The following is a 25,113-nucleotide window of genomic DNA, read 5'->3' as shown; positions in this document are numbered from 1 at the left end:
ATGGCAGTTTTAACTGTTCACGGCATAAAAGTGCCGCTGCAGTCCGAAGATGTCTCCCCGATTATCTGGCAGGCTCTCGCAAATGGAAGCTACGAAGCGAAAGAAGCCCGTTGGGTTTTCAAGGCAGTCAAGCGTAACGACCGAGTTCTCGAACTCGGCACCGGAATTGGCGTGATCACCTCGCTGATCGGCAAGATTCCGGGTGTTCAGGTCTGGGCGTTCGAAGCAAATCCTTCGACGGCCGCTCTTGCAAAGCGTGTAATCGACGCCAACAATCTCCGCAACGTCACGTTGCAGCAAGGAATACTGGCAGCCGGCGCGCCGCGCACGTTCCGATTTTACGTTCGGAAGGATTTGTGGATGTCTTCGATGGACGAAAAGCATGAGGACGTGATCTCTATCGCGTCCACCAACATCGACGAGTTCATCTTCCAGCATAAAATCAATGTGCTGGTCATGGACATCGAGGGAGCCGAGCGCGATTTGCTTCGTGGCGCCCAGCTTCCGGGTATCCAGCGCGTCTTTTTGGAGTTGCACGATCACCTGTATGGCTTGTCCGGCATACGCGATATCACCCAGGCGCTGGCGACGAAGGGTTACGCTTACGATCCTCGCGGCTCGCGCGGAGCATGCGTACTTTTCGCCAAGGACGACGGGCCACGCGAATACGAGCCGGAGGCCGCCGATGCAGCGTAGATTCCTTGGTCTTGCCGTAGCCGCGATAATGACTTGCGGCACAGCGCCAGCGATTGGCGCCTATGACAATCCGGAAATGCTCACGATCGAAAAAGCCTCTGGCGACATCGCTCAGACATTCACGATCGAGCAGTTGAAGACCGAGTTCCAACCGCATACCTACGACACGCGAACGCCTTGGACAAAAGATGACGAGACGATCGTCTTTCGCGGCCCCCTGATGAAAGATGTCCTCGCAAAGGCCGGCATTGCCGAAAATCCGGCCATCAAAGTCATCGCCTACGACAACTTTGTTTCAGAAATCCGTATGGACGAGATTCAGTCGTTTGAACCGATCCTGGCTGTCGAGCGAAAGTGCACCGCCGACGACATCTCGCAAGGCTCGTGCAAGGAAGGTCAGGAGTTTCGGCCCATAAGCATGCTTGAAAAAGGGCCGATCTTTGTCGTCTGGCCTTTCGATCGCTTGCCCAGCGCATACGTTCCGGCTCGCAATTCCATTTGGGTATTCTTCCCGGTGGCACTTCGCCCGATTCAATGAAAATCAACACTGGCAGCCTCCTTACTGTTCTGCCGTATATCGGGCTGTCGCTCGCCTTAATCCTCAGCACCTGGGCTTTCCTCCGGTCGGAACAGTACCGGCGCGACACTGACGCTATTCTCAGCCAGACCTATGAGATTCAGTGGCGCGCGACGCAGGTCCGAGAACGGTTGCTGAGGGTGAACGGTTATATCCGCCTCGCCAGCGAAGCCGGCAAGCTTGAGCCCGATATCAACCGACAGATCGCCCTCGTCAGCGTCAACATCGAACAGCTGCTAGCCCTCTCCTATGTCGATCGTTTTCTGCCGCAGAAAGACATCAAATTGCTGGAGAACGTTCGCCAGGTCATCGAGAAAAACATCACGCCAATCGTAGTGTCGCGAACCAACTACCAGGCCGCCCTGGACTATATGACCAGGCTCGAACAGGACATGTTCGAAGTGTCGAGCGCCACTGTCAATCATAGCGCCACCCTGCAGGAGACGGCTCAGATCGATATCGCGGCATCCCGCAACTGGTTCATCTTCGCGATCGCTCTAGGACTGCTCGCGACCTTCTATCTCGTGATCCATCAGCGATACGCCTTCGTGAGCCGTCGCGATCAGCGTATGCGTTCGTTCGCTTCGCTGTTCGCCCACATGACGCGATCGCGGGTCACGGCACTCAGGCTCTTTCTCGACAATGCAGGGCTTGCGAAGCCCCCTGGTGAGGAAATGTTAAAGGCGGCGCGCAGTGCGGCAAATGAGCTGGAGGCCATCAACGATGGCTTGCTCAAGATCGCCTATTCCGAGCGCGACCCGCGTTCCGCACCATTGGGCCAGATTCTGCGAAATGTCGCCAAGGCTCGCAAAGGGCTCGTGAAGCTGGAAATTTTCGTTGAGACCGTCAATCTTCCGGTACCCGAAACGCAATTCCAATTGCTGGTCAACGAGCTCATCCAGAACGCCGAAACGGCCGTCAACGGCCGTTTAAACCCCAAGATCAGCGTCCGCACCGACCTCAAACGCCGACGCATTCTCGGCGGCACGGATCTGTTGCTCGAGGTCGAAGACAATGGTGCGGGCATGACCCCAGAAATCATGGAAAAGGCTACTGTCCCCTTCTTTTCGACCAAGGCTGGAAACCATGTCGGCCTCGGCCTAACCGCTTGTGCACAGATGGTTGCCACCCTCAAAGGCAAGCTCACTATCGACAGCAAGCCCGACGCAGGTACCGTCGTTAAAGTCCGTGTGCCGGTTCAGCCAGCCGCGGTGACGGGCGACAACTCCTAACCCGTGCCATCGAACGGTGCGGCTGTTTCCATAACCCTCACCATCTCCCCATCTTCCAGCCGCAACCGCGTCGCAATCAGGAACGCAGCGATGTAGACCAGCTTCCCGATCGATTCTTCATAATCGACTGGCTGGTACTCCATCACCTCGCGTCGCGCCGTGGCCTCTTCTGTCGCGACGGCCGACACCGCGATCGCATAGGCAACATCGCTAACGACGCCGGCCGCCCGCCGCCCGTCCCACTTCATCAAGGCATCACTCGCAGCTCTTTGCGTCGCCATATGGCGTTCCGTCACATTGGCAAGACACAACCCTGTGCCGCTAATCCTCACTTCAATCATCGCCGCACCAGCTCCCTTAAAAAGCGGCCGCACCCCTCTTTTTCCTTCCGAATGGAAGGCAGGGCAGGGCCTGGCCCTGCCCCTGCCAGTCCGGCGAGGACCGGGAGAGCGGGGGACAAGCAGAAAACCGGAAGGGGGATCACCCACCCGAAGGGCCGGCCCGAAGCCGCACGCGGATTCGGGCCGGTGCTGCAGGCCGAAGGCCGATGCATGGGGAATGCCGGTTTTCTGCTTGTGGGGGAGAGAGGGCAGAGCCCTTTCTACCCACTCAGTGGCTTGAAGTTTGGTCGACGATATGTGTCATGCGGACGAATCTACGCCCAACGCCCAACGCCCAACGCCGAACTGACATGGCCCCTGTGCATTATTGGGACACAGATTCACGGTAGGCTTTTCGCCGCTGCCTGATCGGCAAGGTTCGACCCTAACCGGTCACCCGTCAATTTCCACTTCGGCTTCGCAGTTTACGGGCGCATTCAAAGGGATGGCCATGCCGATGGACGAGCGGGCGTGGGCGCCAGTGTCAGGCCCGTACAGCTCCAGTATCAAATCGGAATAACCGTTTGTGACCAGCGGCGTCTCATTGAAACCCGGAGCAACATTCACCATGGCGAATACGCGCAACCAAGCCGTAACCCGATCGAGGTTTCCGACAGCCCGTTTGAGGCTCGCGAGATGGGCCAGGGCAACAAGCCGCGCTGACGCGTAACCCTGCTCTGGCGAAACCTCGGTCCCGACCTTGCCCAGGGGTTTTGCCAATGTGCCATCCCGGTTGCACGCGACGTGACCCGAGATGTAGGCGCGGGTGCCGCGCACCCGGACCCAGGCGCCTAACATCGCCACTTCTATGACAACGAATTTCCTCCAGAGTGGCCCAACGAGGCAGATCCTAGGAAATCGTCGATTCGGCGGGGTTGGCGCGCCATTTCACAGTCGAAGATTCGAACTGTCCTCGCTCGGCGCACAGGATCACTCAGCATGTGATCCGCCACACTGTAGCAGTGGCTCGCCTGATAGGCGTTCCGGCCCCGGTTCATGTGCGTCAGGTTGAACGCCCGCATTGCCCGCAACGCTCGGCTCGCCGCCAGGAATTTGCCGATCGATTAGAAGCCGCGGACCTTGACGCCGAAATGTCCTCGCCGCGGGGGAAGAAATAGCTGATGTCCTCCGGCGTCACGACGCAGCCTTCGAGGAAAGCCTCGTCTACCTGGCCTGATCGAGTGAATGGTCGGTGGTGAAATCGGAAAGATGCATCAGGAATAGCGCGCGGCGGCGTAAGCGTCCGGCGTGAACCGGTGAAGGCCGCGTTCGGGCCTCCCTTTTGAAGCAGTCATGGTCGGCTGGTCGGCCGCGCAATCTATCCATCTGCTTTTCAGCAGAGATTTCGTGCCTGCGGCGGCTGAATGGCTTAGTGTCAGACGGGCTCAAGGCGTAAAAGAAGCAGTGCTCGGTGGACCGACAAGGTTGAATTACAATGCCAAGTTCAAGCATTTGTCGAATGCGCGCTTGCTGCAGCACAGCCTGCCGGCCCTCGAAAGGCCTCGGTATCCGGCAGCATCCTCGCCGCCTCGTCAGCTCTGCGGTTTGCTTTAGAAGATCATCCGTTACTCGCCTCGGATTTTAACTATAGCTAATATCATTCTTGGATCGTTGCGGACAAATAACGGTTCTCTATATACAACCGTTGGTTCTTCACACACGGGGATGCGGAATGTCGTGTTCAGACTTTCCTGTGGAACTGGTGACCGGGTCCTTCTCCAAGGACGATGCTGACGCCGTGCGATTGGTGCTCGACGCCGTGCCGCACCCGATATTCTTAAAAGATGATCAATCCCGCTTCGTCGTGGTGAACCGAAGCATGTGCGACTTCATGGGTCATTCTTATGAGGAGTTGGGTGGCAAGACGGATTACGACTTCGTCCCGAAGGAACAGGCGGATGTGTTCCGGCAGGTTGACCGGTTGGTGCTGGAAACCGGAGAAGTTAATGAGAATGAGGAGGTCATGCTGGGGCCGGACGGGGAAATCCGCACCCTGGTGACGCGCAAAGCGCGGGCGTCGCTGCCGAATGGCGCTCGCTTCGTCGTCGGCTGTATTTCGGACATCACCAAGCTGAAGCAGCACGAAGCCTCACTGGAGCTCCTCTTCGAGGACAACCCCATCCCGATGTGGGTGTTCGATAGAGGCAGCTTGCGGTTTCTGGCGGTCAACCAGGCTGCACTCGAGCATTACGGTTACACCCGCGAGGAATTTCTTTCCAAATCCATCCTTGAAATCAGGCCGGCGGAAGAAAGGGAAGCGTTTGTCCAAGTGGTCGGCACAGGCGAGGGCTCGTACCGCACCGGGCGTACCTGGCGCCACATCAAGGCGGACGGCAGCCTGATCGACATCGTCGCCTACTCAAAGGGAATCGAGTATGACGGCCGCCCAGCCTTCATGGTTGCGGTTGTCGACGTGACGGAGCGCAAGCGGGCTGAGGACGACCTGCGTCGCACCAGAGAATTCCTTGACACGGTAATCGAAAACATTCCCGTCATGCTCTTTGCCAAAGAGGCGCGGGAGCACCGCTATGTGCTGATGAACCGGGCGGGTGAGGAATTGCTTGGCATCCCGCGCGACGAGCTGATCGGCAAGACCGACTCCGACCTCTTTCCGCCAGAAGAGGCCGAGTCGTTCGTCGTTCGTGATCAGCAAGCGTTGCGTTCCGATTCCGTCCAGATAGCCGAGGAAGAGCAGATCCAAACGCGGGACAAGGGCATACGAGATCTCGTTACGCGACGGCTCGCTGTGGAAAGCCAGGACGGAAAGTCGAAATATGTCCTCGCGGTGGCCGAGGATGTGACGGAGCGCAAGCGAGACGCGGCGCGGATCGCCCATTTGGCCACGCACGACGGGCTTACGAATTTGCCCAACCGGACAGCACTCGTCGAGCGTCTCGAATTCACGCTTGAGCGGGCGACATCGGGCAGGGAATCCTTCGCTGTCATGCGCATCAACGTCGACGGGTTCAAGGAAGTAAACGATGTTTGCGGCCCGGGGGTGGCGGATGCGCTGCTTCGACAGGCGGCGGCGCGGCTAACAGCGACCTCGGGCAAGCACTTCCTTGCGCGATCCGGCGGCGATGAGTTCACTATTGTCATTGGTGATGGCCCGCATCCGGAGACAGCAATAGCGCTCGCTGACCGCCTGCTGGCGACGATCGCCGACGTTTTTGATGTCGATGGCCGGCAATTGCATGTCGGTCTGAGCATCGGTATCGCCTTCTTTCCTGATGACGCGGTTGATGTCACATCCCTCTTGAGCAACGCTCACGCAGCGCTCAATCGCGCCAGGGCCGACGGGCACGGTGTTTTCCGTATGTTCGAGGCGGATATGGATCGCAAGGTGCGTGAACGCCGCGCACTTGAGAAGGACTTGCGTTCGGCTCTAGCAAACGGCGAGTTGTTCCTGCACTACCAGCCGCAGGCGAACGTATTGGGTCAGATCGTTGGGTTCGAAGCCCTGGTCCGGTGGTCCCACAAAGAACGAGGAATGATTCCGCCTGCGGAGTTCATTCCGCTGGCCGAAGAGAGCGGATTGATCGTGCCAATCGGCGAATGGGTATTGCGCGAGGCATGTCGGGAGGCGGCGTCATGGCCGAACACGATCCACATCGCCGTCAACCTCTCTCCCGTACAATTTCGCCAAGGCGATCTTCCAGGCATGGTGCACTCGATTCTGTTGCAGTCTGCGCTCGACCCGACGCGGCTCGAGCTGGAAATTACAGAAAGCGTGCTGTTCGACGACTTCTCGCGGGCAAGTTCAATCCTCCGGCGCCTCAAATCGCTCGGAGTAAAGATCGCCCTGGACGATTTTGGGACAGGCTATTCGTCGCTTTCCTATCTCCAGTCTTTCCCCTTCGACAAAATCAAGATCGACAAGTCATTCGTCTGGATGCTTCAGCAGAATCCGCAATCGGCGGCCATCATCCGCGCCATTGTCGGGCTGGGCCGAGACCTCTCTATGCACATTGTTGCCGAAGGCGTCGAAACGTTTGACCAGCTGAGTTTCCTTACCGAGGAGGGCTGCAGTGCTCTGCAGGGATATCTGATCGGAAGGCCTTACCCGATCGAGCTGTATGCGAAGGAGGTCGGCAAACGCGCACCGCAGTCAAGCGTGGCGAGTCGACGCCGCAGACTGCGATAGCGGCTCACCAAGCTTGCACAACACACACACAAGGGCTTCCGCGGCGCAACCTGCGGTCAGGCTGCTTTGAGGGCGGGTTGTGTTTTGCACCAGTTCCACGGCAGGAGTTCGGCCACCTGGCTCTTCGGCGTGTCGGCGATGCGGGAGAGAACATCGGCCAGCCAGGCCCGCGGATCGACGTCGTTGAGTTTGGCGGTTTATGCCGACCGCCGAACTATGCCGAGTGAGCAAGTTTTTACCAACACTTTCCTCAACGTAGCGGTAGCTGGATCGGGATAGCTTAGGCTCTCTCCGTCGCAATTGACGCGAAGGAGAGGACACATGAACGCAAGTGACTATCTGCAACGCAGCACACTATATCGGAAGCTGATCCACGGGCCATATGGCGAGTTTGCACGCGTTTATGCAGGCAGATTGTCGGACGAAGGCTTCGGTCGGCAATGCACTTGGCGATCGCTAAGCCTATTTCGTGAGCTGAGAGACTGGCATGTCGGCAACGGGCACGATCTCCAGGATTTAAGCGAAGTTCATGTTGAGCGGTTTCTTGAGCACCGTTCCAAACACTGGAGCATCGATTCGGGCGACCGATCGGCGCTTCGGCGCTTGCTTGCCTCGTTACGGCAAGAAGGTTTGATACCAACCGCCCTTCCGATTGAGCGCACGGAGTACGAGCAGATTGTTGATGTGTTCGCGGCTTACCTCACGAATGAGAGAGGGCTCGCCGCCTCGACGGTGGAAAGCCACAAGCTGCTCTCACGCCGATTTCTGCAGGAGGTCTGTCCGGCTGGCGCAGATGGGTTTGCAGCGCTCACCCCGGAGATCGTCATCGGTTATGTCGAGCGACATGCTCTCGATGGCTCCGCCGACAGCGGCAAGGCGATGTGCGGGGTGGTGCGCGCCTTCCTGCGCTATTTGCATCTGAAGGGCTTCATTTCGGTGGCCTTGGCCGATTGTGTGCCGTCGATCCGTCGCTGGCGGCTTGCTGGCCTACCAACCTTCCTGCCACCACAGAAGGTTCAGGTGGTTCTCGATGCCTGCGATCGGACCACGGCAATGGGGCTTCGCGACTATGCGGTTTTGATGGCGCTGGCCAAGCTGGGCTTGCGCGCCAGCGAGGTTGCCGCGCTCAGTCTTGACGATATCGATTGGCGGTCGGGGAGTGTCCTCGTCCATGGCAAGGGACGGCGGCAAGCGATGATGCCGCTACGCCACGACGTCGGTGCAGCTATCGTCGCCTACATCCGGCATGGGCGACCGGCTTCACCGTGTCGCCGGTTGTTTCTGCGAATGCTTGCTCCGCACGTCGGCTTTGCCTCAGGCTGCGCCATCACCATGATCGCGAAGGAGGCCCTCGAGCGGGCGGGTATTCACGGCTATGCGCACCACGGCGCGCACCTCTTCCGCCACAGCCTTGCGACCGACCTGCTGCGGTCGGGGGCCAGCTTTGCCGAGATCGGCCAGTTGCTTCGTCACCGGAGCATCGACAGCACAAGGATCTATGCCAAGCTCGACATCGAGAAGCTGCGCGAACTGAGCCTGCCCTGGCCGGGAGGTGTCCAATGAGCCGTCTTCGAACAGCGCTCGAGCGCTATGTGGGCATGCGCCAGGGATTGGGATACAAGTATCATGGCCCCGCTCGAAGGTTGTCAGATTTCGTCACCTTCATGGAGGCTCGCGGCGCCGAGACCATCACCACGGCGCTGGCGATGGAGTGGGTGACGTTGATCGGCCGGCAACCGAGCTGGTCCATCCGCCTGACCGATGTACGCTGCTTCGCTCAACACCTCGCTCATTTCGACACCCTGACGGAAGTGCCACCTCAAGATGCTGTGCCACCGGCGCGGCGGGCAAAGCCCTACATCTATACCGATACTGAGATCACGGCGCTTTTGACGGCGGCAGTGTCGCTGCCACCGGCCAACGCCCTGCGTCGCTGGACATATCATTGTCTGTTCGGATTGATAGCGGTTGCCGGGCTCCGCCATTCCGAAGCGCTCGACCTGCGCCGGGACGACGTCGATCTCGACCAAGGTATCCTCACCATTCGGGAGACGAAGTTCGGCAAGTCGCGGCTGGTCCCGCTCCATGCCACGACGGTCGCCGTGCTGTCGGACTATGCCGCGCGACGCGACGCGCATCTCGTCGCGCCTCGTAGCCCTTATTTCTTTGTCGCCGAGCAGGGCGGCAGATTGCTGCACCAATACGTGCACCGGGTGTTCTGGCAGCTGTCGCGACAGATCGGTCTGCGGCAGCGGGGGCAGTGCCATGGTCCGCGGATTCACGATCTTCGTCACCGTTTCGCCGTCCAGGCCCTGATCAACTGGTATCGTGCGGGCGAAGATGTCGAGCGGGAACTGCCGGTCCTCTCGACCTTTCTCGGCCACGCCAATGTTCGCGACACCTACTGGTATCTATCCGCCGCGCCGGAGCTAATGACCCATGCCGCGCGACTGCTGGATGAGCGGTGGGAGGTTCGCTCATGAGTGCCTCGAACGATCTGGCCGTGCTGATCGAGCGGTGGTTCACCGATCGGCTCATGCGACATCGAGGCGTAAGCTCCAACACCATCGCCTCCTATCGCGACACCTTCCGGCTCCTGTTTGCATTCGCGCAGACACGCCTTGGCAGGTCTCCGTCGCAGTTGACACTGCGGGATTTGGACGCGCCTTTCATCGGCGCATTCCTGGATGACCTCGAGACACTGCGATCCGCCTCAGTGAGGACCCGGAACCTCCGCCTCACGGCCATTCGGTCTTTTTTCAGATATGCGTCGTTCGAGGAGCCGGCCCATAGCGCCCAGATTCAACGCGTGCTCGCGCTCCCGAGCAAGCGATGCGACAAGCGACAGCTTCAGTTTCTCACCAGGCCCGAGATTGAAGCGATCCTGGCCTGTCCGGATCGCAGCACATGGCTGGGACGGCGTGATCACACTCTGCTGTTGCTGGCCGCACAAACGGGGTTGCGGGTCTCGGAGATCATCGATCTCGACCGGGACTCGGTGATGCTTGAGCACGGTGCCCACGTGCGATGCGTTGGCAAGGGCCGCAAGGAGCGAAGTACGCCGCTCACCAAGGTTGCACAGCAAGTCCTTCGGGGCTGGCTCAACGAGCCCAGGAAGCGAGGTGCAACGGCTCTCTTTCCGAACATGCACGGCGGCAAGCTGAGCGCCGACGGCGTGCAGGCGCTGCTGAACAAATATGTCGCCAAGGCTCGCGAACACTGCGTCACCCTCCGCTCGAAGCGGGTGTCGCCCCATGTTTTGAGGCACAGCGCTGCCATGGAGCTGCTGCAGGCGGGCGTCGATTGTTCGGTCATCGCCCTATGGCTGGGCCATGAGGCGATGGAAACGACGCTAACCTATCTTCACGCACATCTTGAGCTGAAGGAATCCGCACTTGCCAAGCTGAAGCCATACGAACGCGCAAAGGCCGAACGATTTCGACCAAACGACCGGCTTCTTGAGTTCCTGAACGCCCTTTGAGCATGAGAACTATGCCGAGTGTCAACGACCGGTTCTTGGTCGAAATGGCGGGCAAAGCGCTTCATACCGCCATGATCGGAAGAGGCGCTCGGCATAGTTCGGCGATCGGCATAAACATGCTTGGACTAACCCGCTCCGCGAATGCGGAGCGGCAAGGAGGGTGAGTGCCGACAGCGTGATCTGATCGCGTCGCCTGTCGCGCTGGTCATGTGTCCACAACAAGCTCCGACTGCGTCAGCATGGAGTGGCTGCTTGCAGCCTATTCCATCGGACAAAGGAGCTTGTCATGACCCAACTTCGCCAGCGCATGAGCGAGGACATGGAGGTGCGCAACCTCACGCTCAACACCCAACTCTCCTATCTTCAGCAGGTGTCGCTGTTTGCACGTCACTTCGGCAAGTCGCCGGACTTGCTCGGGCGCGAGGATATTCGGACCTATCAGGTCTATCTGACCAACGAGAAGAAGCTGTCGCCTGGTTCGATCCACACAGCAATTGCGGCGCTGCGCTTTCTCTACTGTGTGACGCTCGAGAGGGATTGGGCGCCTGAAGAGGTCCTGCCGCTTCCCAAGAAGCCGCAGAAGCTGCCGATCATCCTCAGTGCCGAGGAAGTTCAGCGGTTCCTCGGCTGCGTCCTCGACCTCAAACACCACGCCATCCTGACCACTTGCTATGCCGCCGGCTTGCGCATCTCGGAAGCGGTGCAGCTGAAGCCCACGGGCATCGACAGCCAGAGAATGGTCATCCGCATCGAACAGGGCAAAGGCCAGAAGGACCGCTACGTGATGCTGTCGCCCAAGCTCTTGGAGATCCTGCGCAGCTACTGGAAGGTGCGGCGGCCAAAGGAGTGGCTCTTCCCCGGCGATCGTGCCGGCCAGCCGATCACCAGGGATGCGGTGGGACAGGCCTGCGCGAAAGCGCGCGACCGCTCCGGATTGTCCAAGCCGGTCACGCCCCATTCGCTTCGCCACGCCTTCGCCGTCCATCTGCTGGAGGCCGGCGCCGACGTGCGCACCATTCAACTGCTGCTCGGTCACCGCAGCCTCGCGACCACCGCCCATTACCTGCGGATCGCCACCAACAAGGTCTGCGCCACGTCGAGCCCCTTCGAGCTCTTGCCAAGGCCGGCGCCCACCCCGCCGCCGCCCGCCAAGCCGCAGTACTTCTGAGCTCGCGCCGATGGCCCGCTCGGGGCCGGAAGTGGCGGACATCTTCCGCTACTACGGCGAAGCCTATCGCGAGCAGCATGACGCGCAGCTGTCGATCGCCCAGCGCCGCGTCATGACGGCGATCGAACTGTGCCGGACCGCCGCGCTCGGCGGGCATGTCGAGCAGTGCGATCACTGTGGCCACCGGCGCATCGCCTTCAACAGCTGCCGCGACAGGCATTGCCCCCGCTGCCAATCGCTGGCCCGCGCGCAGTGGCTCGAGGATCGTCGCGCCGAGCTGCTCGACACACAGTACTTTCACGTGGTCTTCACACTGCCCGGCGACATTGCCGCCATCGCCTATCAGAACAAGGCGCTCGTCTACGGCCTGCTCTTCCGCGCCGCCGCCGAGACCCTGCACACCATCGCCGCCGATCCCAAGCACCTGGGCGCCGAGATCGGCTTCTTCGCCGTGCTGCACAGCTGGGGCCAGAACCTGCTTCATCATCCGCATCTGCACTGCGTCGTCGCCGGCGGCGGCCTGTCTGCCGACGGTCGTCGGTGGATCGCCTGCAAGCCCGGCTTCTTCTTGCCGGTCCGGGTGCTCTCACGCCTGTTCCGACGATTGTTTCTGGAGCACCTGGAGAAAGCCTTCGACGCCGGCCAGTTGCAGTTTTTCTCTGGCCTGCAGCACCTGAGCGAGCGCGACGCCTTCCGGCGCTATTTGGCGCCGCTACGAAAGGCTGAGTGGGTCGTCTTTGCCAAACCGCCCTTCGCCGGACCTGCCCAGGTGCTCGACTATGTCGGGCGCTATACGCACCGCGTCGCCATCTCCAACAACCGCCTCATCGACATCGAGGACAACGCCGTTCGTTTCCGCTGGAAGGACTACCGGCACGGCAATCGGCAGAAGGTCATGACCGTCGCGGCCGACGAGTTCATTCGCCGCTTCTTGTTGCACGTCCTGCCCGAGGGCTTTCATCGCATCCGCTACTACGGCTTTCTCGGCAATCGCTACCGCGCGCAAAAGCTCGCCCACTGCCGCGACCTGCTCGGCATGCCGGTTCCAGAGCCGTCGGATGGCTCATCCGAAAGGGATTACCGCGACCGCTATGAGGATCTCACCGGTCATTCCCTCAGGCAATGCCCCGCCTGTCGTCAAGGCCAGATGATCATCGTCGATATCTTCGACGGCGCCACTGGACCCCCGCCATACTGGGATACCTCATGAAAGAACCGCTCCGCTTTCGCAGTCACCGCATCGCACGAGCCGTTCGGCCGGAAAACCGAGTCGGTCCCGCGAAGCTGCGCGCCGTCACCCCCGGCTGCCTTTGCCGGGCAAGGCGCGACGCCGGTCCTCACTTTGCCGAACCTATATCTGTGCCGCTTTCGGCGCACGCGACCCCTGCAGTCGCTGCGTCCACGACCGCATCCGCGCCCACGCCATGCCTGTTCATGGCCACGGCCTGATTGAACGCCCATAGCGGCCACCCGTGCCGGCGGCTTAGTCCAACACGTTTTTAGCTCACCGTCGCGATCCATCTCAGCGCGCTCTAGCCACCGCCTTTCTCCGCGACGCCAAGCTAAAAACGCTCTGCCTTATGCCGCGCGCGGCATAAGCAGGTGTTGATCAGTGTCGCCATGAAGGCGGCCCGATCAGCGCCGCGATCGGAGCCAGCAAACAACCAAGCTTTAGCGCCCGTTCGGCGGCGTTGTTGGTCAGGCAGATCCGGCCGTCGCCGAGAAAGATTGTGAACGCGTCCCAGCGCGTCAGCATGTAGTCTATAGGCTCGGCGACCGGAGAGCTTCGGGACAATTTGGCCCGCTCGGTCACATCGCCGTCGCGGAGTTGGCCGATCATTTCCTGGAGCCTGGGCCGCTCCCATCGGCCCCCACTGGCAGCCTCTTCGAATAGTCGCTTGCACCCTACGGCGTTGAGCGCACGAGCCTGTGCCGCATTCGACTGCTCGTCGCCTTTCGAAACGCGGGCATAGGCACCTTCCCAGCGGACTTCCGAATCCCACCCCTCCACGACCTTCGACTGTGGCCTCCCTGATAAGCAAAAAGCCCGCGCTTATGCAGTGGAGGCTATAAGTTCGGTCGCGGCCTGCACGTCATTGTGTCTACGAAATTGTGTTCGGAAACTATGTTAGGTTTGTCGGGCACGGCGGTCGTTAAAGCGATCAAGGCCGAGCGACCGGTGTCGACCCTAAGCGGAAGCTCGTTCGCCCCGGCCGAATTCACGCCGGTGACCCTGACCGGACCTTCCGGAACCGATTTTACTTTCAGAAACCGGACATTCGGGCCCAACCAGCGCGCATGACCCAATCCTGACCTTCCGGGACCAATTTTCCTTCCAAAAACCGGACATTGGGCCCAACCAGAACTCGTGACCCCGAGCTGACTTTCGGCGTCACGGTGTGGAATGTCCGAAAGTTGCCAGGGCAGTCATTGCCCAGGCAGGACGTCGGCTGCGTTCATTGGCACCGGGGTTGCGGGCAAACGCTCCTCCCGATCGGTGCTCGACATTGTGAGCATTCACGATTGCCGGCGAACAAATGGCGAGCCTTGATCTCACCCAAAGTAGCTCTGAACGGGACACCAAAAATTTCCTCTTCCCTGTGTCTTCCTGTTATTGTGGAGACGAGGAGATGGCCCTGTGAGCGAGAATCGCAAGCTAGCCGCGATCCTGGCCGCGGACGTGGTCGGGTACATCCGGATGGCGAGCGCTGACGAAGATCGTACTTTGGCCAGGTTGCGGGCACTGCGCAGTGACCTGATCGATCCGACCATCGCCGTGCACAACGGACGCGTGATCAAGCGCACAGGGGACGGGGCGCTGGTGGAGTTCCGCAGTGTGGTAGACGCCGTGCGCTGCGCCCTCGAAGTGCAGAACGGCATGGTCGAGCGCAATGCCGGCGTGCCGCAGGACCGTCGCATCGAGTTCCGGATCGGAATTCATCTCGGCGACGTAGTCGTGGAAAGCGACGGTGATCTAATGGGCGACGGCGTCAACATCGCCTCGCGTTTGGAGGGTGTCGCGGCACCCGGCGCCATCTGCCTATCCGAGGATGCCTATCGCCAGGTCAAGGCGCGGCTTGACCTCTCAGTCAGCGATCTCGGCAACACGCAGCTCAAAAACATTGCCGAGCCGATCCGGGTTTATTCGCTGCGTGTCGGCACCGCCGAGGCAAAGGCAACCGCGACCTCCGAATCCGCGACAAGTCGGCTGGCGACGGTACCACCGCCGAAGCTGTCGATCGCCGTGCTGCCCTTCGCCAACATGAGCGGTGATGTCGAGCAGGAGTATTTCGCCGACGGAATCTCCGAAGACATCATCACGGCTCTCTCAAAGCTGTCGCAGCTGTTCGTGATCGCTCGCAATTCGTCCTTCACCTTCAAGGGCAGGAACGTGAACGTTCAGGAGGTGGGCCGGAACCTCGGCGTGCGCTACGTGCTGGAGGGCAGCGTCCGCAAATCCGGCAGCAGGGTACGGATCACCGCACAGCTTATCGACGCGACCACGGGCGGACATCTGTGGGCGGAGCGTTTCGATCGCGACCTGACCGACATCTTCGCCGTGCAGGACGACGTGACACAGCAAATTGTCGGCGCGCTCGCGCTCAATCTGACGGAGGGCGACCAGCAGCGGCTCGCGACCGAGCAAACCGACAACCTGGAAGCGTATGACTGCTTTCTGCGTGGTCGAGAGCAGCTGTGGCGGTTCACGAGAGCGCAAAACATCCAGAGTCGGGAACTGTTGCAACGCGCCATCGAACTGGACCCGAAGTTCGCTCCCGCCTACGCGTTCCTCGCCGTCGCAAACGTGCTGGACTACGCAAACCAGTGGAGCCCGTCGTCGTCGGCATCATTGGAACAAGCGGAAGCGTTTGCGACACGGGCAGTAGAGCTCGACGATCGATATCCTTGGGCGCATTGGGCGCTAGCCATCATCAATCTGTATTTGCGACGGCACGACGTGGCCATCCGCGAGTCTGAACGCACAATCTCCCTCGCTCCAAACCTTGCCGAAGGGCACGAAAGTCTCGGCACTTCGCTCTACTATTCCGGCAGGCCTGAGGAGGCACTCGCGTGCTTCGAACGGGGAATGGCCTTGAACCCGTATTATCCGGACATATTCCTCCACTTCCAGGCACAAGCGACGTTCCAATTGGGCAGGTACGAAGAGGCAATCGGGATCCTTAAGCGGCGACTTGTTCGTAACCCTGACACCGACGTCTCACGCGTGCTCCTGGCGGCGAGCTACGGCCATCTGGGGCGCTGCGAAGAAGCCCGACATGAGTGGCAGGAAGTATTCCGCGTCAACCCTGATTATTCTCTTGAACACCGCCGAAAAGTGTTGCCCTACAAGAACCCCGACGATTTCGAGCTAGTCGTGGACGGGCTTCGCAAGGCCGGCCTGGTGTAATTACAGGCCGGGCGAGTGTCCAGTCTTGCACCTTCTGCAGCCATTCGCTCAAGGATGAGCAATGACCGGTGCGGGCGCGTCCCGCTGGTTCAATAACCCGAACCACATAGAGCCCGAAGTGAGCGTTGAAGGGCGACTCGGCATGAAATGCGTCATTGCCAGCAGATAAATCAATGGCACTAGCGCACTGGTTTCCGGACATTGCCGTTGCTTCTCCAGGCGGACTTTCGAGCTTCGGCGGGAGCGGCCCGTTGCGAACGTCAACACTGACAGCAGTTCGGTTCTGCTGTGTTGCTTATGCGAACAGCGGGGATCATAGTTGTCCTCGCGCTCTAGATTTGGACGCGCTCAGTGGCGATCGGCATCGTCATGGACCGGAAGCTTGTAGCGATTTTGGCCGCTGATGTGGTCGGCTACTCGGCGCTTATGGAACGCGACGAGGAAGGCACCTTTGTGCGGCTCAAGTCCCACCGCACCGAACTCTTCGAGCCGGAAATCAAGAAGCGCCATGGCCGCGTGTTCAAACTCATGGGCGACGGGCTCCTGGCGGAATTTGCGAGCGTCGTCGACGCGGTCGAATGCGCAGTCACGGTCCAGCAAGAAATGGCGAAGCGAAACGCAGGCGTGATGCAAGACGAGCGTATCGTCCTCCGCATTGGCGTCCATCTCGGTGACGTCATCGTTGAGGGGAAGGATCGCCACGGCGACGGGGTCAACATCGCCAGCCGCCTTCAAAGCCTCGCCGAGCCGGGTGGCATTCTCATATCGGGTACCGCCTATGATCAGGTCAGGAACAAGCTGAATACCGAGCTCGAGTTCTTGGGTGAGCAGCGGGTAAAGAATATTGCCGAGCCGGTTCGAGTTTATTCGGTCAGCGGTACACTAGCCGTCGCAAAGGCGGTGCACATTTCAGCCACGACCAAGCCCGCAATCGCCGTTCTTCCGTTCGCCAACATGTCGGGCGATCCTGATCAGCAGTATTTTTCCGATGGTGTCACCGAGGACATCATTACCGAGTTGTCGCGCTTTCGCTCCCTTTTGGTGATCGCGCGCAACTCGTCTTTCCAATATCGCGACCAATCCGTCGATGTGCGTCGCGTTGGTCGCGAGCTCGGCGTGAGTTATGTCATTGAAGGTAGCGTACGCAAGCTTGGCCCGCGACTGCGGCTGACCGCGCAGCTAATCGACGCCTGTTCTGGCAATCACCTGTGGGGGGAGCGCTACGATCGCAACATCGAGGAACTGTTCGCGGTTCAGGATGAGATCACGCAGACCATCGTCGCGACGGTGACAGCCCGGCTCGAAGACGCCGAAATCAAGGTCGCTTCGAGCAAGCGGCAAGGTAATCTGCCAGCCTATGACTGTTTCCTGCGCGGCGTCCAGCATCTGCGCGGATACGAACCCGATGACAACCGGCGCGCCCGCGAGTCCTTCGAGCAGGCGATTGCGCTGGATCCCGAATATGCACTGGCCCACGCCTATCTCGCACTGTCCCTAGTGGTTGAGAATGGCTATTCCAATGCGCCCGAGGAGATCAAGCAGGCTGCTCTCGAGAGAGCGCTCCTCGCTGTTCGGCTCGATCGTCGCGAAAGCCGCTGTCACGTCTTGCTCGGACAGATCTATCGCTTCCGGGATGAGTTCGACCTAGCGATTGCTTCGATGGAACGCGGCGTCGCGCTCAATCCCAACGACGCCAACGGAATTGCGCATCTTGCGGGCATTCTAGGTGTCTCAGGCCGCGCCGAAGAGGCGTTGGTGTTGCTGCACCAGGCTATGCGTTTTAACCCCTCTCACCCGGACTGGTACTGGGGAATTCGCGTCTACAGTCTTTATGCGCTAAGGCGCTATGAAGAATGCCTGATGGCCAGTCGCACCTACAGTCAGCGCAAAAGGCCTTGGCACTTGGCCCGCGAGGCAGCTTGCCTCGCCCAACTCGGGCGCTTGGTTGAGGCGAGAGCCGTGGCCGCCGAGGTGTTGCGCCTCAAACCGACGTTCCGCATAAACACCGAGATACCGAAGTACAAATTCGCGACCGATGCCGAGCATCTGCGCGACGGGTTACGCAAGGCTGGACTGCCGGAATGACTGTCATTCCGACCGAAGCAGCTGTTCCCGATCCAGCTGCCAAGCGGCGTCTTGGGGTCGGCTTAAGCCATTGCGCGAAGGGCAGGTTTGGAGAAGGGCCATGAATGTCGCGAAATGGCGCTCCTTGCTCCTTCCCGGCAGCCGATCAAACGGCAAAACCTCCACCCTTCCACGACCTTCGACTGTGGCCTCCCTGACAGGCAAAAGCCCGCGCTGATGCAGTGGAGGCTATAAGTTCGATCGCGGTCTGCACGGCATTGTGTCTGCAAATCAACCGTTTTCCTTACACCGCTGAGAATCGCCTTCATTGAGGCGACGAACAGCGGTAATCGCGTAAGGAAAATATGTTAGGAAATCTATTGACAGGAAAACGCGGTGTTTGCACTATCCTTACATGCTAATTGGATATGCCCGCGTCTCAACCGCAGACCAGAACCTCGACATGCAACGAGACGCGCTGACGCGCGCCGGATGTGAGAAAATCTTTGAGGAGAAGAAGTCCGGTAAAGCGGGAAGCAAGCGTCCGGAATTCGAGGCCGCCCTCGCCTATCTCCGGCCGCAGGACGTGCTGGTGGTGTGGAAGCTCGACCGGCTCGGTCGCTCCCTTGTCGAAATGATGCGAACAATTGACAAGCTCCGCCAGGACGGCATCAAGTTTCAAAGCCTGACCGAGCACTTCGACAGCGAGACCGCACACGGCCGGTTCGCTCTACAGATGCACGGTGCTATGGCGGAATATTTCCTGGACCTGAATCGTGAGCGGACCATGGAAGGGCTGAAGGCGGCTCTCGCCCGCGGTCGCAAAGGTGGACGAAAACCCAAGCTCACTGAAGATGATATGAGAGCTGCAAAAGCCATGCTCGCGGCCGGAGATATCTCGGTAGCTGATATCGCCCGCCGCCTAGGAGTGAGCCGCGTCACCTTCTACCAGTACTTCCCTCAGGCGCGGGCCCGATCGAAGGAACTAGCGAAGTGAACGGGGGTGGAGACGCGAGGGATCGGATCTCAACGGCTAGGAAACAGCACACGTTCTGACCGACTGTTGAAGCCGGGCGATTGAAGAAGAATTTCGTTGCTCGATGTCCGTTCCGGGCCGGAAGCTGCCATTAAACAAGAGCTTCTTGAATGACAGCTTGGTTGCCAGAAGCGCACATACTGAAAAGACGAGTATTTCGCCCTGTAGGGCACTACTTGGCAGCAAATTCCTGTTTCACCTATAAGAATGGTCGGTCACTCTGGAGCGGCGAAGAATCCGTTGGGTGTAATTCCTCGCCGCTCCAAGTTCGGCCGCCCGCACTAGTTGGACTCGGCGCTGTCAGCATGAAGGTATTTTGGTCTTGGCAATCGGATACGCCCGGTAAGATCGGTCGCTTCCTCATTCGCGACGCGATCCTCGCCGCCATCGAGCAGTTGCAAGTCGCGCCAGACGTGGAAGACGCCGACCGCCAAGAGCTGCGGGAGGCTCTGCATCTCGACTCCGATCGTCAAGGCGTTCCGGGAAGTCCGGACCTCGCCTTAACAATCTTTCGCAAGATCGAGGCCGCCGGTGTTGTTGTCGCCGATGTGACGCCTGTCGGCGAGGCACCAGCAAAGGTCGATAGCACAGGTCAACAGATCGCTCCCCCAAAGAAGCTTATGAATCCGAATGTCGCAATCGAGTTGGGCTATGCGCTCCACGCGCTCACGGACCAAAAACTCATCATGGTCTGCAACGAGCACTATGGCGTTCGCGACGACCTACCATTCGACCTGAAGCACAAGGCCGGACCAATCTTCTTTAATCTCGCCCCTGACGCGGATAAGCCTACAATCGAGGCGGCGAAGGCGGCGCTAAGAGGTGCATTTTCTGCCGCCCTGCGTCCCTACCTTGATGGGTTGCCAGCGGCCCCGACCCCACGCACCCTGGAGTCGCCGTCGACCTACCTCCCAGCAGTCTACTTTGCCCCAAACGAGACGCTCGCCAAAATTGGCGAGCCCGACGACGATGAGATCAACTTCCAATTTGCCGCGGATAAGCTCTGCTATCTGCGTCTAATTCCAGTCGACCGGCTTGCTGTCCCGCTGCCAGTTGCGACGTTGAATGCTGCCGCAACTCATGCGCCCCTCTTGACGAGAGCGTCGAGCGGCGCATTCCAGCGCCTCAATCAATACGGTGTCATCAAGCTTGAGCCTGGCAACAATCCGCCGCGCGGCGTTGGCCGGATCGCCGCGTCAACGCAGCTGTTTCGTAATGGTGAGCTGTGGGCGATTGGGAGCAATCTCATTCGTACCGAACGCGGCATCCAGCCTGCTCATGTTCCGATCCCGCTGCTTCCACTCTTTCCCTTCGAGCAGGCATACTATCGTTGTCTCAAGGAGGCTCTCAGGTTAATGTCGCGGGATCTGTCGCTTAACGGCCCGTGGAAAGTCGTGCTCGGCGTCACCGGCCTGGCGGGTGTGCACTATGGTGTAAGTAACGACGTTCTCGGTCCCGTGCACGGCAATACTGTCGAATACTCGACGGTCATCAATGAGCCAACCGAGGGCGCGATCGAAGGGGCGCTGCTTCCGTTCTTCGAGCAGGTTTACGACCTTTCGGGCTATCCGCGTCCTTTGAACCTACATGGTTTCCCACGGGCACTAGAGCCCACGGAGCAAGAGTAGCTGGTGGCGATCATGGGTCGGGCTGTGGCACCCTCTCCGTCGGTGGTGCTCCTGATTAGGCGTTGCCGCGAAGAACGCCAGCCTCGGTTGGCCATGGGACGCCGGATGATATGTCGGGGTGCCGTGGTTCCCCTTCGGGTGCACCATAATCATCGCGCAGCTTGTCAATCACCGTGAGGACGGCGGTCGCCAACGCTGCGTGCTCTCCACCGTCACGTACTTCAAAAAACAGTGCCTGCCGCAACCCGTGCGCGTTAATCGGCTGCACCTCATAGGATATGCCGCTCTCGTCGCCATAGCGCCGTTCAGTCACCGCGCCCTCAATGGCCTGCCGCAACGCGCCATCGACACCGGTTCCCGCCCGTCGGCGGACCATAGCGAGCACTATTTCCGCATCAGCGGCTTCCGAAAACAATTGCTCCATCAGGGTAAGCGCGGGTCCGCTCGCGACACTTTCGTACCGCCGCAGCAACTCCGTACGCAGCGCAGCGTCGCCCGCAATCAGTGGTCCCAGCTCTTTTGATGCATACCAGAGATCGGCGCCTTTGACCTTCGCGCCGTTGTCAATCGCGAAGTCCACTAACGCCAGCACCATTGCCGGGGTGCGATGCTGAAGGAACGCACGGAGCCAATCGTGACGATCCAAAAGTATCGGATCGCGGCGAGCTAGCTCCAACATCACATCGAGCGCCTCGGGAGCGGGGCTGTGGCCGAGGGCGATCAGCAATTGCTCCAGGTCGTTTGGGCGATAGTTCGCCGGCAGCAGATCGTGAGCTTCGAGCACCGCACCAACTCGATCCGACATCGGGAGAAGGCGAAGCCATTCCTGCAAACCGTACCGGTGCTGGTTCTCAAGCTGCCAGTCCTTCTTAGCGCGTTCAAGCCAGTCTCGGACTCCCTCGAGGACAAGCGCGGAAGGAACGGCAAAGCCAGCCGCAGCCAGTACGGTCAGGAAAGGGAGCTTGTCCTCTGCCGGCAGTGGCAGCGCCAACATTCGGCGAGCTAGGTCGTCGTGACCGCCACATGAAGCCATCATGAAAGCAACGCCCGCCAGCGCCAGCGCCTGCCGCTGCTGCTGCGGCGTTGCCTCTTCGCCGATCAAGCTTTCCGCCGCCCTGAAAATCGCAACAGCGCCGGGTGAACAATCCTCGGCTTTTGCTCCGGCGAAGGTCGCCCGACGTTCGGCCATGTTCGAGAAATCGGGCCAGTTCAGCGGCGAGAAACCTTCCTTCCTTGGCGAATCCATCTCGATTGCTTTTATGACGTGCGCCGCGTTTAATCCGAACTGGGTGTCGAGCAAATAGCCGACCATCAGATCGACAACGCGCTGACCCCCGAGTGCGGTGAAGGCGCTTTGAAACTGCGGTGTGTGCGGCCCCGTTTGCGCTGATTGCTTGAACTCATCCGAGCGCGTCGCAAGGTACCGTTCCCGAGCCATGCGAAAGCGCTCCAGGTCTTTGGCGAGTAGCGCTGCCAATACGTCGAATGAGGCTTGGTCGGAAACCCGCTGCAACGCACCGATCATGGGGTAATATTGATGGGGCCGGACCGTCTCCGATTTCACAAATGCTTCTGCCCAGCGGATGGCCATTGCTGCAATCGTCTTCGCCACCTTCGGCGGGAAGTCGTCTTGGGCACCCCGGCGATCATGGCCATGACCGGAAATAAGATCAGCGAGAGCGACGGAGGTGTCAATGTTGGCCTCGTCTGCGTGCCGAAGAATGGCTTGGCCGAAGGAAGCCGCGCGCGACATCTGAATGGAACCTTTGAGCGCGTAGTATTCGTCGATCTTTGTCTGTGGCGCACGGTTCGTGCGGTCCTCAACGATCGGCCGGAGTTTGAGGAAACGGTCGATCAGCTCGCCAACGGCATGGGGTCCGATCACGAGCACTGCATCATTCCGCTGCTGCTTCACCGGCGCCGCATCGAGTGCGCGCCGCACGACCGGCCCGTCATCGACCACATCCACAGGCGCGAGCAGCTCTTCACCACCAAACGGCAGTTTTTTCCCGGCAGCAATGCGGGCAAGCATCCCTTCCGCCGCCGCCTTCGGGTCACGTTTCACAACCTCCTGAAGGATGGCCGCACTTCGATGATCGGTTGACCCGAAATCGGCCGTCGCAATCAGCTTGGCCGTTTCCGCCGTGCTGAGCTCATCAACGCCCGGACGGCCAATCAGTGCGAGCCGTTCAAGCGGTGATGTTTCGTTCTTGGCAAGCTCCCGGCGCGCTTCTGCTACTCGCTTGCGCATGGCCGCATCATCGAACTCTTCATCGAACCCGCGGTTTGCGATGACGTCCCAGACCTCCTTTGGAGCATCTTTCAGCGCCACTCCCGCAAGCGTGGTGCAACGCCGGAAAAGAAGGTAGCTCACCACCTCGGCCCGGATCCTAGGGTCGGGTTCGCGCCGGGCCATCTCGGCGGCGAGCGTCATCGCATCGAAGTCGCCGTCGCTGGCCAACCCGCAGAGGGCGTGAGAGCGTACGTCATCGGGAAGAGCCGCGAGCTTTTCTCGTGCCTTGGGCCCAAGCACACCGGGCCGGAACCGGCTGGCGGCGCGCATTGCGCGCAGGTGAATTTGACTGTTCGGGTCGCCGACGAGCGGCCAGGTCGCGTCCGCAAATTCCGGCCGACCCGTCGACACCATGAAGCGGACCGCGCGATCGACCGCCTCCGGCTTGTGCCAACGCATTGCAAATGCCTGTACCTCATCGGCAATCATCTTCCAGACCGCTTCTGATGCTCGGTAAATCATCTCCGCAGCGACAACAGGGTCGATACCCAGTGCGGCTCGGATGGCACCTGCAATCGCCTTTTGCTCGGCGACCGTACCGCGCGAAAGGCGCTCCACCGCGAACAGCAGCGTTTCATCCCACTCGCGCAAGTTCATTACCTCCGCCGCCAATTTGGCCGCAGCCGCGGTGTCGGCTTCGGCAGCGATCATCAGGTCCGCCACGTGGTGAGAGGCGTACCATTCCTGAAATTGCTGGTGTTGGAACGAAACCGTGCTGCCCGAGCGCACCAGAAGATGGTGCGCCACCAGGGTGTCGATGACGTTCACCAGTTTGAGTGGGTCGCCGATTTGCCCCTCGGCCTTGAGAACGGCCATCTCGGCGCTGACGACGGCCCGTGTTTTCTCTTCCGAGAAACCGGTCGTGCGTTCGCGGTTCAACGCCGTGGCGAGGGCCACGAGGATGCGCGTATGAAGTCCTTCGACTTCTTTCCGCAACGTCTGCACGTGTGGCTTCTCACTTCGTGCAACGAACGATCTAATGACATCGTACTTCGTCTCGGGAAGCTTGCCCGATGTGGACTCTTCAGCGAGGGCGGTCAGATAGAACGGTATGCCGACCAGGTCGCGCAGACCATGCGTTCGCCATGCACGTTCCATGAGATCTGTTCCGTCCGGCCCAACAATTGCCCGGACGAGCTCAAGTTGCTCAGCATCAGAAAGCGGCCGCAGCTCCACGCGGGGGCCGCCGAAGGGCGCGTCTGTCGCCTCCTGTCGGGTCGTGCCGACCAGCCGCAAATTCCGGTATTCACGACGGAGCCGATTGAGCTGACCGAGCGCGCTGTCCCGCGCTTCATCCCTCAGCTCGTTCCACCCATCCAGAAGGATCGCGAGCTGCCCCTTCGATGCGAGCTCCTTCAGCCATTCGACCGTCACGACCCGAAAGCTATCGCGGTCGGCGACCACTGACAGGAAGTCTTTTGACCGGTCGATCGCCCAATCCTTAAGGGGAATAAGCAAGGGCACGCGGGCGCGGCTTGCTATCAACGCGTTGGCAATTTGAACGAGTGTTGTTGACTTGCCGGTGCCCGGCTCAGACGCGATCGACATCTCCGGCTGTATCGTGAGCGCAGCGGCGAGTCCCGCGGCGGAAACAAGCTCGCTGCGTTCCTTCCCCTTAATAGACAGGCTCAGATTGATTGGGTGGCTGGGGTAACTCGGTTGACCTTTGAACTTCTCGATGTCGGCCTCAGCGGCATCCCAGATAGCGTCAGCCCGAGCATTGGGCACGTCGGCAGGCAATTGCAGTTTGCCTGTCGACACCTCGACGAAAGCCAGCTCCCTTGCTTGGCGCTTCCACCCTCGCAGGGTCTCCACAGTGAAATGCTCGTCGTCGGAATCGATAAGCTTCCCACAATTCTGGCAGAGCCAAATACCGTTGTCGGCCGAGGCACGCTGCGTGGGCGCGAGCGTGGGGTCGAATCGGGCTCCACCCGGCGACGCAGCCGTGATGTGCGCAGCCTGGCCGACATTGATCACACCATCGCTACCAGCGGCTGCACCAATTG

At 60.1% G+C, this 25,113-nt stretch carries 16 protein-coding genes and 3 pseudogenes; 13 read left to right on the top strand and 6 right to left on the bottom strand.

Going from position 1 to position 25,113, the window contains the following annotated elements:
- From RPG13_RS34295 to RPG13_RS34285, 3 genes are read left to right on the top strand one after another with little or no spacing between them, the layout of a single operon-like run.
- Entirely contained in the window at positions 1-696 is a 696-nt protein-coding gene (locus RPG13_RS34295) for an FkbM family methyltransferase (protein WP_337127222.1), read from the top strand.
- Complete coding sequence (locus RPG13_RS34290) at positions 686-1,234, top strand: hypothetical protein (protein ID WP_337127221.1); 549 nt, start codon at positions 686-688, stop codon at positions 1,232-1,234. Before RPG13_RS34295 ends, RPG13_RS34290 begins: the two co-directional genes overlap by 11 nt.
- Entirely contained in the window at positions 1,195-2,505 is a 1,311-nt protein-coding gene (locus RPG13_RS34285; RefSeq protein WP_337127220.1) for an ATP-binding protein, read from the top strand. The genes RPG13_RS34290 and RPG13_RS34285 overlap by 40 nt, the downstream gene beginning before the upstream one ends.
- Here RPG13_RS34285 and RPG13_RS34280 read toward each other — a convergent pair.
- The 3 genes and pseudogenes from RPG13_RS34280 to RPG13_RS34270 all read right to left on the bottom strand — a co-directional run.
- The gene (locus RPG13_RS34280) at positions 2,502-2,879 is read right to left on the bottom strand and encodes a hypothetical protein (protein WP_337127219.1); all 378 of its coding nucleotides are present in this window, start codon (positions 2,877-2,879) and stop codon (positions 2,502-2,504) included. The two genes, RPG13_RS34285 and RPG13_RS34280, sit on opposite strands and share 4 nt — an antisense overlap.
- 399 nt (positions 2,880-3,278) lie before the next feature.
- Positions 3,279-3,734, bottom strand: coding sequence for a RidA family protein (locus RPG13_RS34275; protein WP_442921412.1), 456 nt, complete (start codon positions 3,732-3,734; stop codon positions 3,279-3,281).
- Positions 3,692-4,115, bottom strand: a pseudogene (locus RPG13_RS34270) (hypothetical protein); the annotation flags it as partial. The pseudogene RPG13_RS34270 and the gene RPG13_RS34275, both read right to left, overlap by 43 nt.
- Positions 4,116-4,578: 463 nt before the next feature.
- Here RPG13_RS34270 and RPG13_RS34265 point away from each other — a divergent pair.
- Complete coding sequence (locus tag RPG13_RS34265; protein ID WP_337127218.1) at positions 4,579-7,029, top strand: sensor domain-containing protein; 2,451 nt, start codon at positions 4,579-4,581, stop codon at positions 7,027-7,029.
- Between the two features lie 56 nt (positions 7,030-7,085).
- On the opposite strand, the pseudogene RPG13_RS34260 reads toward RPG13_RS34265, so the two are convergent.
- Positions 7,086-7,226: pseudogene (locus RPG13_RS34260) on the bottom strand (transposase domain-containing protein); the annotation flags it as partial.
- Between the two features lie 487 nt (positions 7,227-7,713).
- Between RPG13_RS34260 and RPG13_RS34255 the strand changes: the two are divergent.
- The 5 genes from RPG13_RS34255 to RPG13_RS34235 all read left to right on the top strand — a co-directional run bounded on the left by RPG13_RS34255 (position 7,714) and on the right by RPG13_RS34235 (position 12,888).
- A complete protein-coding gene (locus tag RPG13_RS34255) occupies positions 7,714-8,592 on the top strand; it encodes a site-specific integrase (protein WP_337127217.1) in 879 nt (292 codons plus the stop codon).
- On the top strand, positions 8,589-9,512 hold the full coding sequence (locus tag RPG13_RS34250) for a tyrosine-type recombinase/integrase (RefSeq protein ID WP_337127216.1): 924 nt from the start codon (positions 8,589-8,591) through the stop codon (positions 9,510-9,512). The genes RPG13_RS34255 and RPG13_RS34250 overlap by 4 nt, the downstream gene beginning before the upstream one ends.
- Positions 9,509-10,510 (top strand): tyrosine-type recombinase/integrase, encoded by a 1,002-nt coding sequence (locus RPG13_RS34245; RefSeq protein ID WP_337127215.1) that lies wholly within the window; start codon positions 9,509-9,511, stop codon positions 10,508-10,510. Before RPG13_RS34250 ends, RPG13_RS34245 begins: the two co-directional genes overlap by 4 nt.
- 286 nt (positions 10,511-10,796) lie before the next feature.
- Positions 10,797-11,678 (top strand): tyrosine-type recombinase/integrase, encoded by an 882-nt coding sequence (locus RPG13_RS34240; protein WP_337126795.1) that lies wholly within the window; start codon positions 10,797-10,799, stop codon positions 11,676-11,678.
- A gap of 10 nt (positions 11,679-11,688) precedes the next feature.
- Positions 11,689-12,888, top strand: a complete 1,200-nt coding sequence (locus tag RPG13_RS34235) for an IS91 family transposase (protein WP_337126796.1) — start codon at positions 11,689-11,691, stop codon at positions 12,886-12,888.
- Positions 12,889-13,279: 391 nt separating this feature from the next.
- Here RPG13_RS34235 and RPG13_RS34230 read toward each other — a convergent pair.
- A pseudogene (locus RPG13_RS34230) lies at positions 13,280-13,689 on the bottom strand (IS66 family transposase); the annotation flags it as partial.
- Between the two features lie 627 nt (positions 13,690-14,316).
- Here RPG13_RS34230 and RPG13_RS34225 point away from each other — a divergent pair.
- From RPG13_RS34225 to RPG13_RS34210, 4 genes are all read left to right on the top strand, one after another.
- The gene (locus tag RPG13_RS34225; protein WP_337127214.1) at positions 14,317-16,086 is read left to right on the top strand and encodes an adenylate/guanylate cyclase domain-containing protein; all 1,770 of its coding nucleotides are present in this window, start codon (positions 14,317-14,319) and stop codon (positions 16,084-16,086) included.
- Between the two features lie 351 nt (positions 16,087-16,437).
- Positions 16,438-18,171, top strand: coding sequence for an adenylate/guanylate cyclase domain-containing protein (locus tag RPG13_RS34220; protein WP_287255842.1), 1,734 nt, complete (start codon positions 16,438-16,440; stop codon positions 18,169-18,171).
- 394 nt (positions 18,172-18,565) lie between these two features.
- A complete protein-coding gene (locus RPG13_RS34215; RefSeq protein ID WP_128170861.1) occupies positions 18,566-19,147 on the top strand; it encodes a recombinase family protein in 582 nt (193 codons plus the stop codon).
- A 344-nt stretch (positions 19,148-19,491) separates the two neighbouring features.
- The gene (locus tag RPG13_RS34210) at positions 19,492-20,814 is read left to right on the top strand and encodes a hypothetical protein (protein ID WP_337127213.1); all 1,323 of its coding nucleotides are present in this window, start codon (positions 19,492-19,494) and stop codon (positions 20,812-20,814) included.
- A gap of 55 nt (positions 20,815-20,869) precedes the next feature.
- Here RPG13_RS34210 and RPG13_RS34205 read toward each other — a convergent pair whose 3' ends face one another.
- On the bottom strand, positions 20,870-25,084 hold the full coding sequence (locus RPG13_RS34205; RefSeq protein ID WP_337127212.1) for an NACHT domain-containing protein: 4,215 nt from the start codon (positions 25,082-25,084) through the stop codon (positions 20,870-20,872).
- Between the last annotated feature and the right edge of the window lie 29 nt (positions 25,085-25,113).

Source organism: Mesorhizobium sp. ISC15 (genome assembly GCF_037162615.1).
In the GTDB taxonomy this organism is placed as follows: Bacteria; Pseudomonadota; Alphaproteobacteria; order Rhizobiales; family Rhizobiaceae; genus Mesorhizobium; species Mesorhizobium mediterraneum.
This window is presented reverse-complemented; position numbering and strand designations above follow the sequence as displayed.

Bases quoted from the DNA above. Each gene is read 5' to 3' on its own strand.
- RPG13_RS34215 (WP_128170861.1), top strand. From the start codon at position 18,566: ATGCTAATTGGATATGCCCGCGTCTCAACCGCAGACCAGAACCTCGAC.
- RPG13_RS34240 (WP_337126795.1), top strand. From the start codon at position 10,797: ATGACCCAACTTCGCCAGCGCATGAGCGAGGACATGGAGGTGCGCAAC.
- RPG13_RS34210 (WP_337127213.1), top strand. From the start codon at position 19,492: ATGAAGGTATTTTGGTCTTGGCAATCGGATACGCCCGGTAAGATCGGT.
- RPG13_RS34235 (WP_337126796.1), top strand. From the start codon at position 11,689: ATGGCCCGCTCGGGGCCGGAAGTGGCGGACATCTTCCGCTACTACGGC.
- RPG13_RS34295 (WP_337127222.1), top strand. From the start codon at position 1: ATGGCAGTTTTAACTGTTCACGGCATAAAAGTGCCGCTGCAGTCCGAA.
- RPG13_RS34250 (WP_337127216.1), top strand. From the start codon at position 8,589: ATGAGCCGTCTTCGAACAGCGCTCGAGCGCTATGTGGGCATGCGCCAG.
- RPG13_RS34290 (WP_337127221.1), top strand. From the start codon at position 686: ATGCAGCGTAGATTCCTTGGTCTTGCCGTAGCCGCGATAATGACTTGC.
- RPG13_RS34245 (WP_337127215.1), top strand. From the start codon at position 9,509: ATGAGTGCCTCGAACGATCTGGCCGTGCTGATCGAGCGGTGGTTCACC.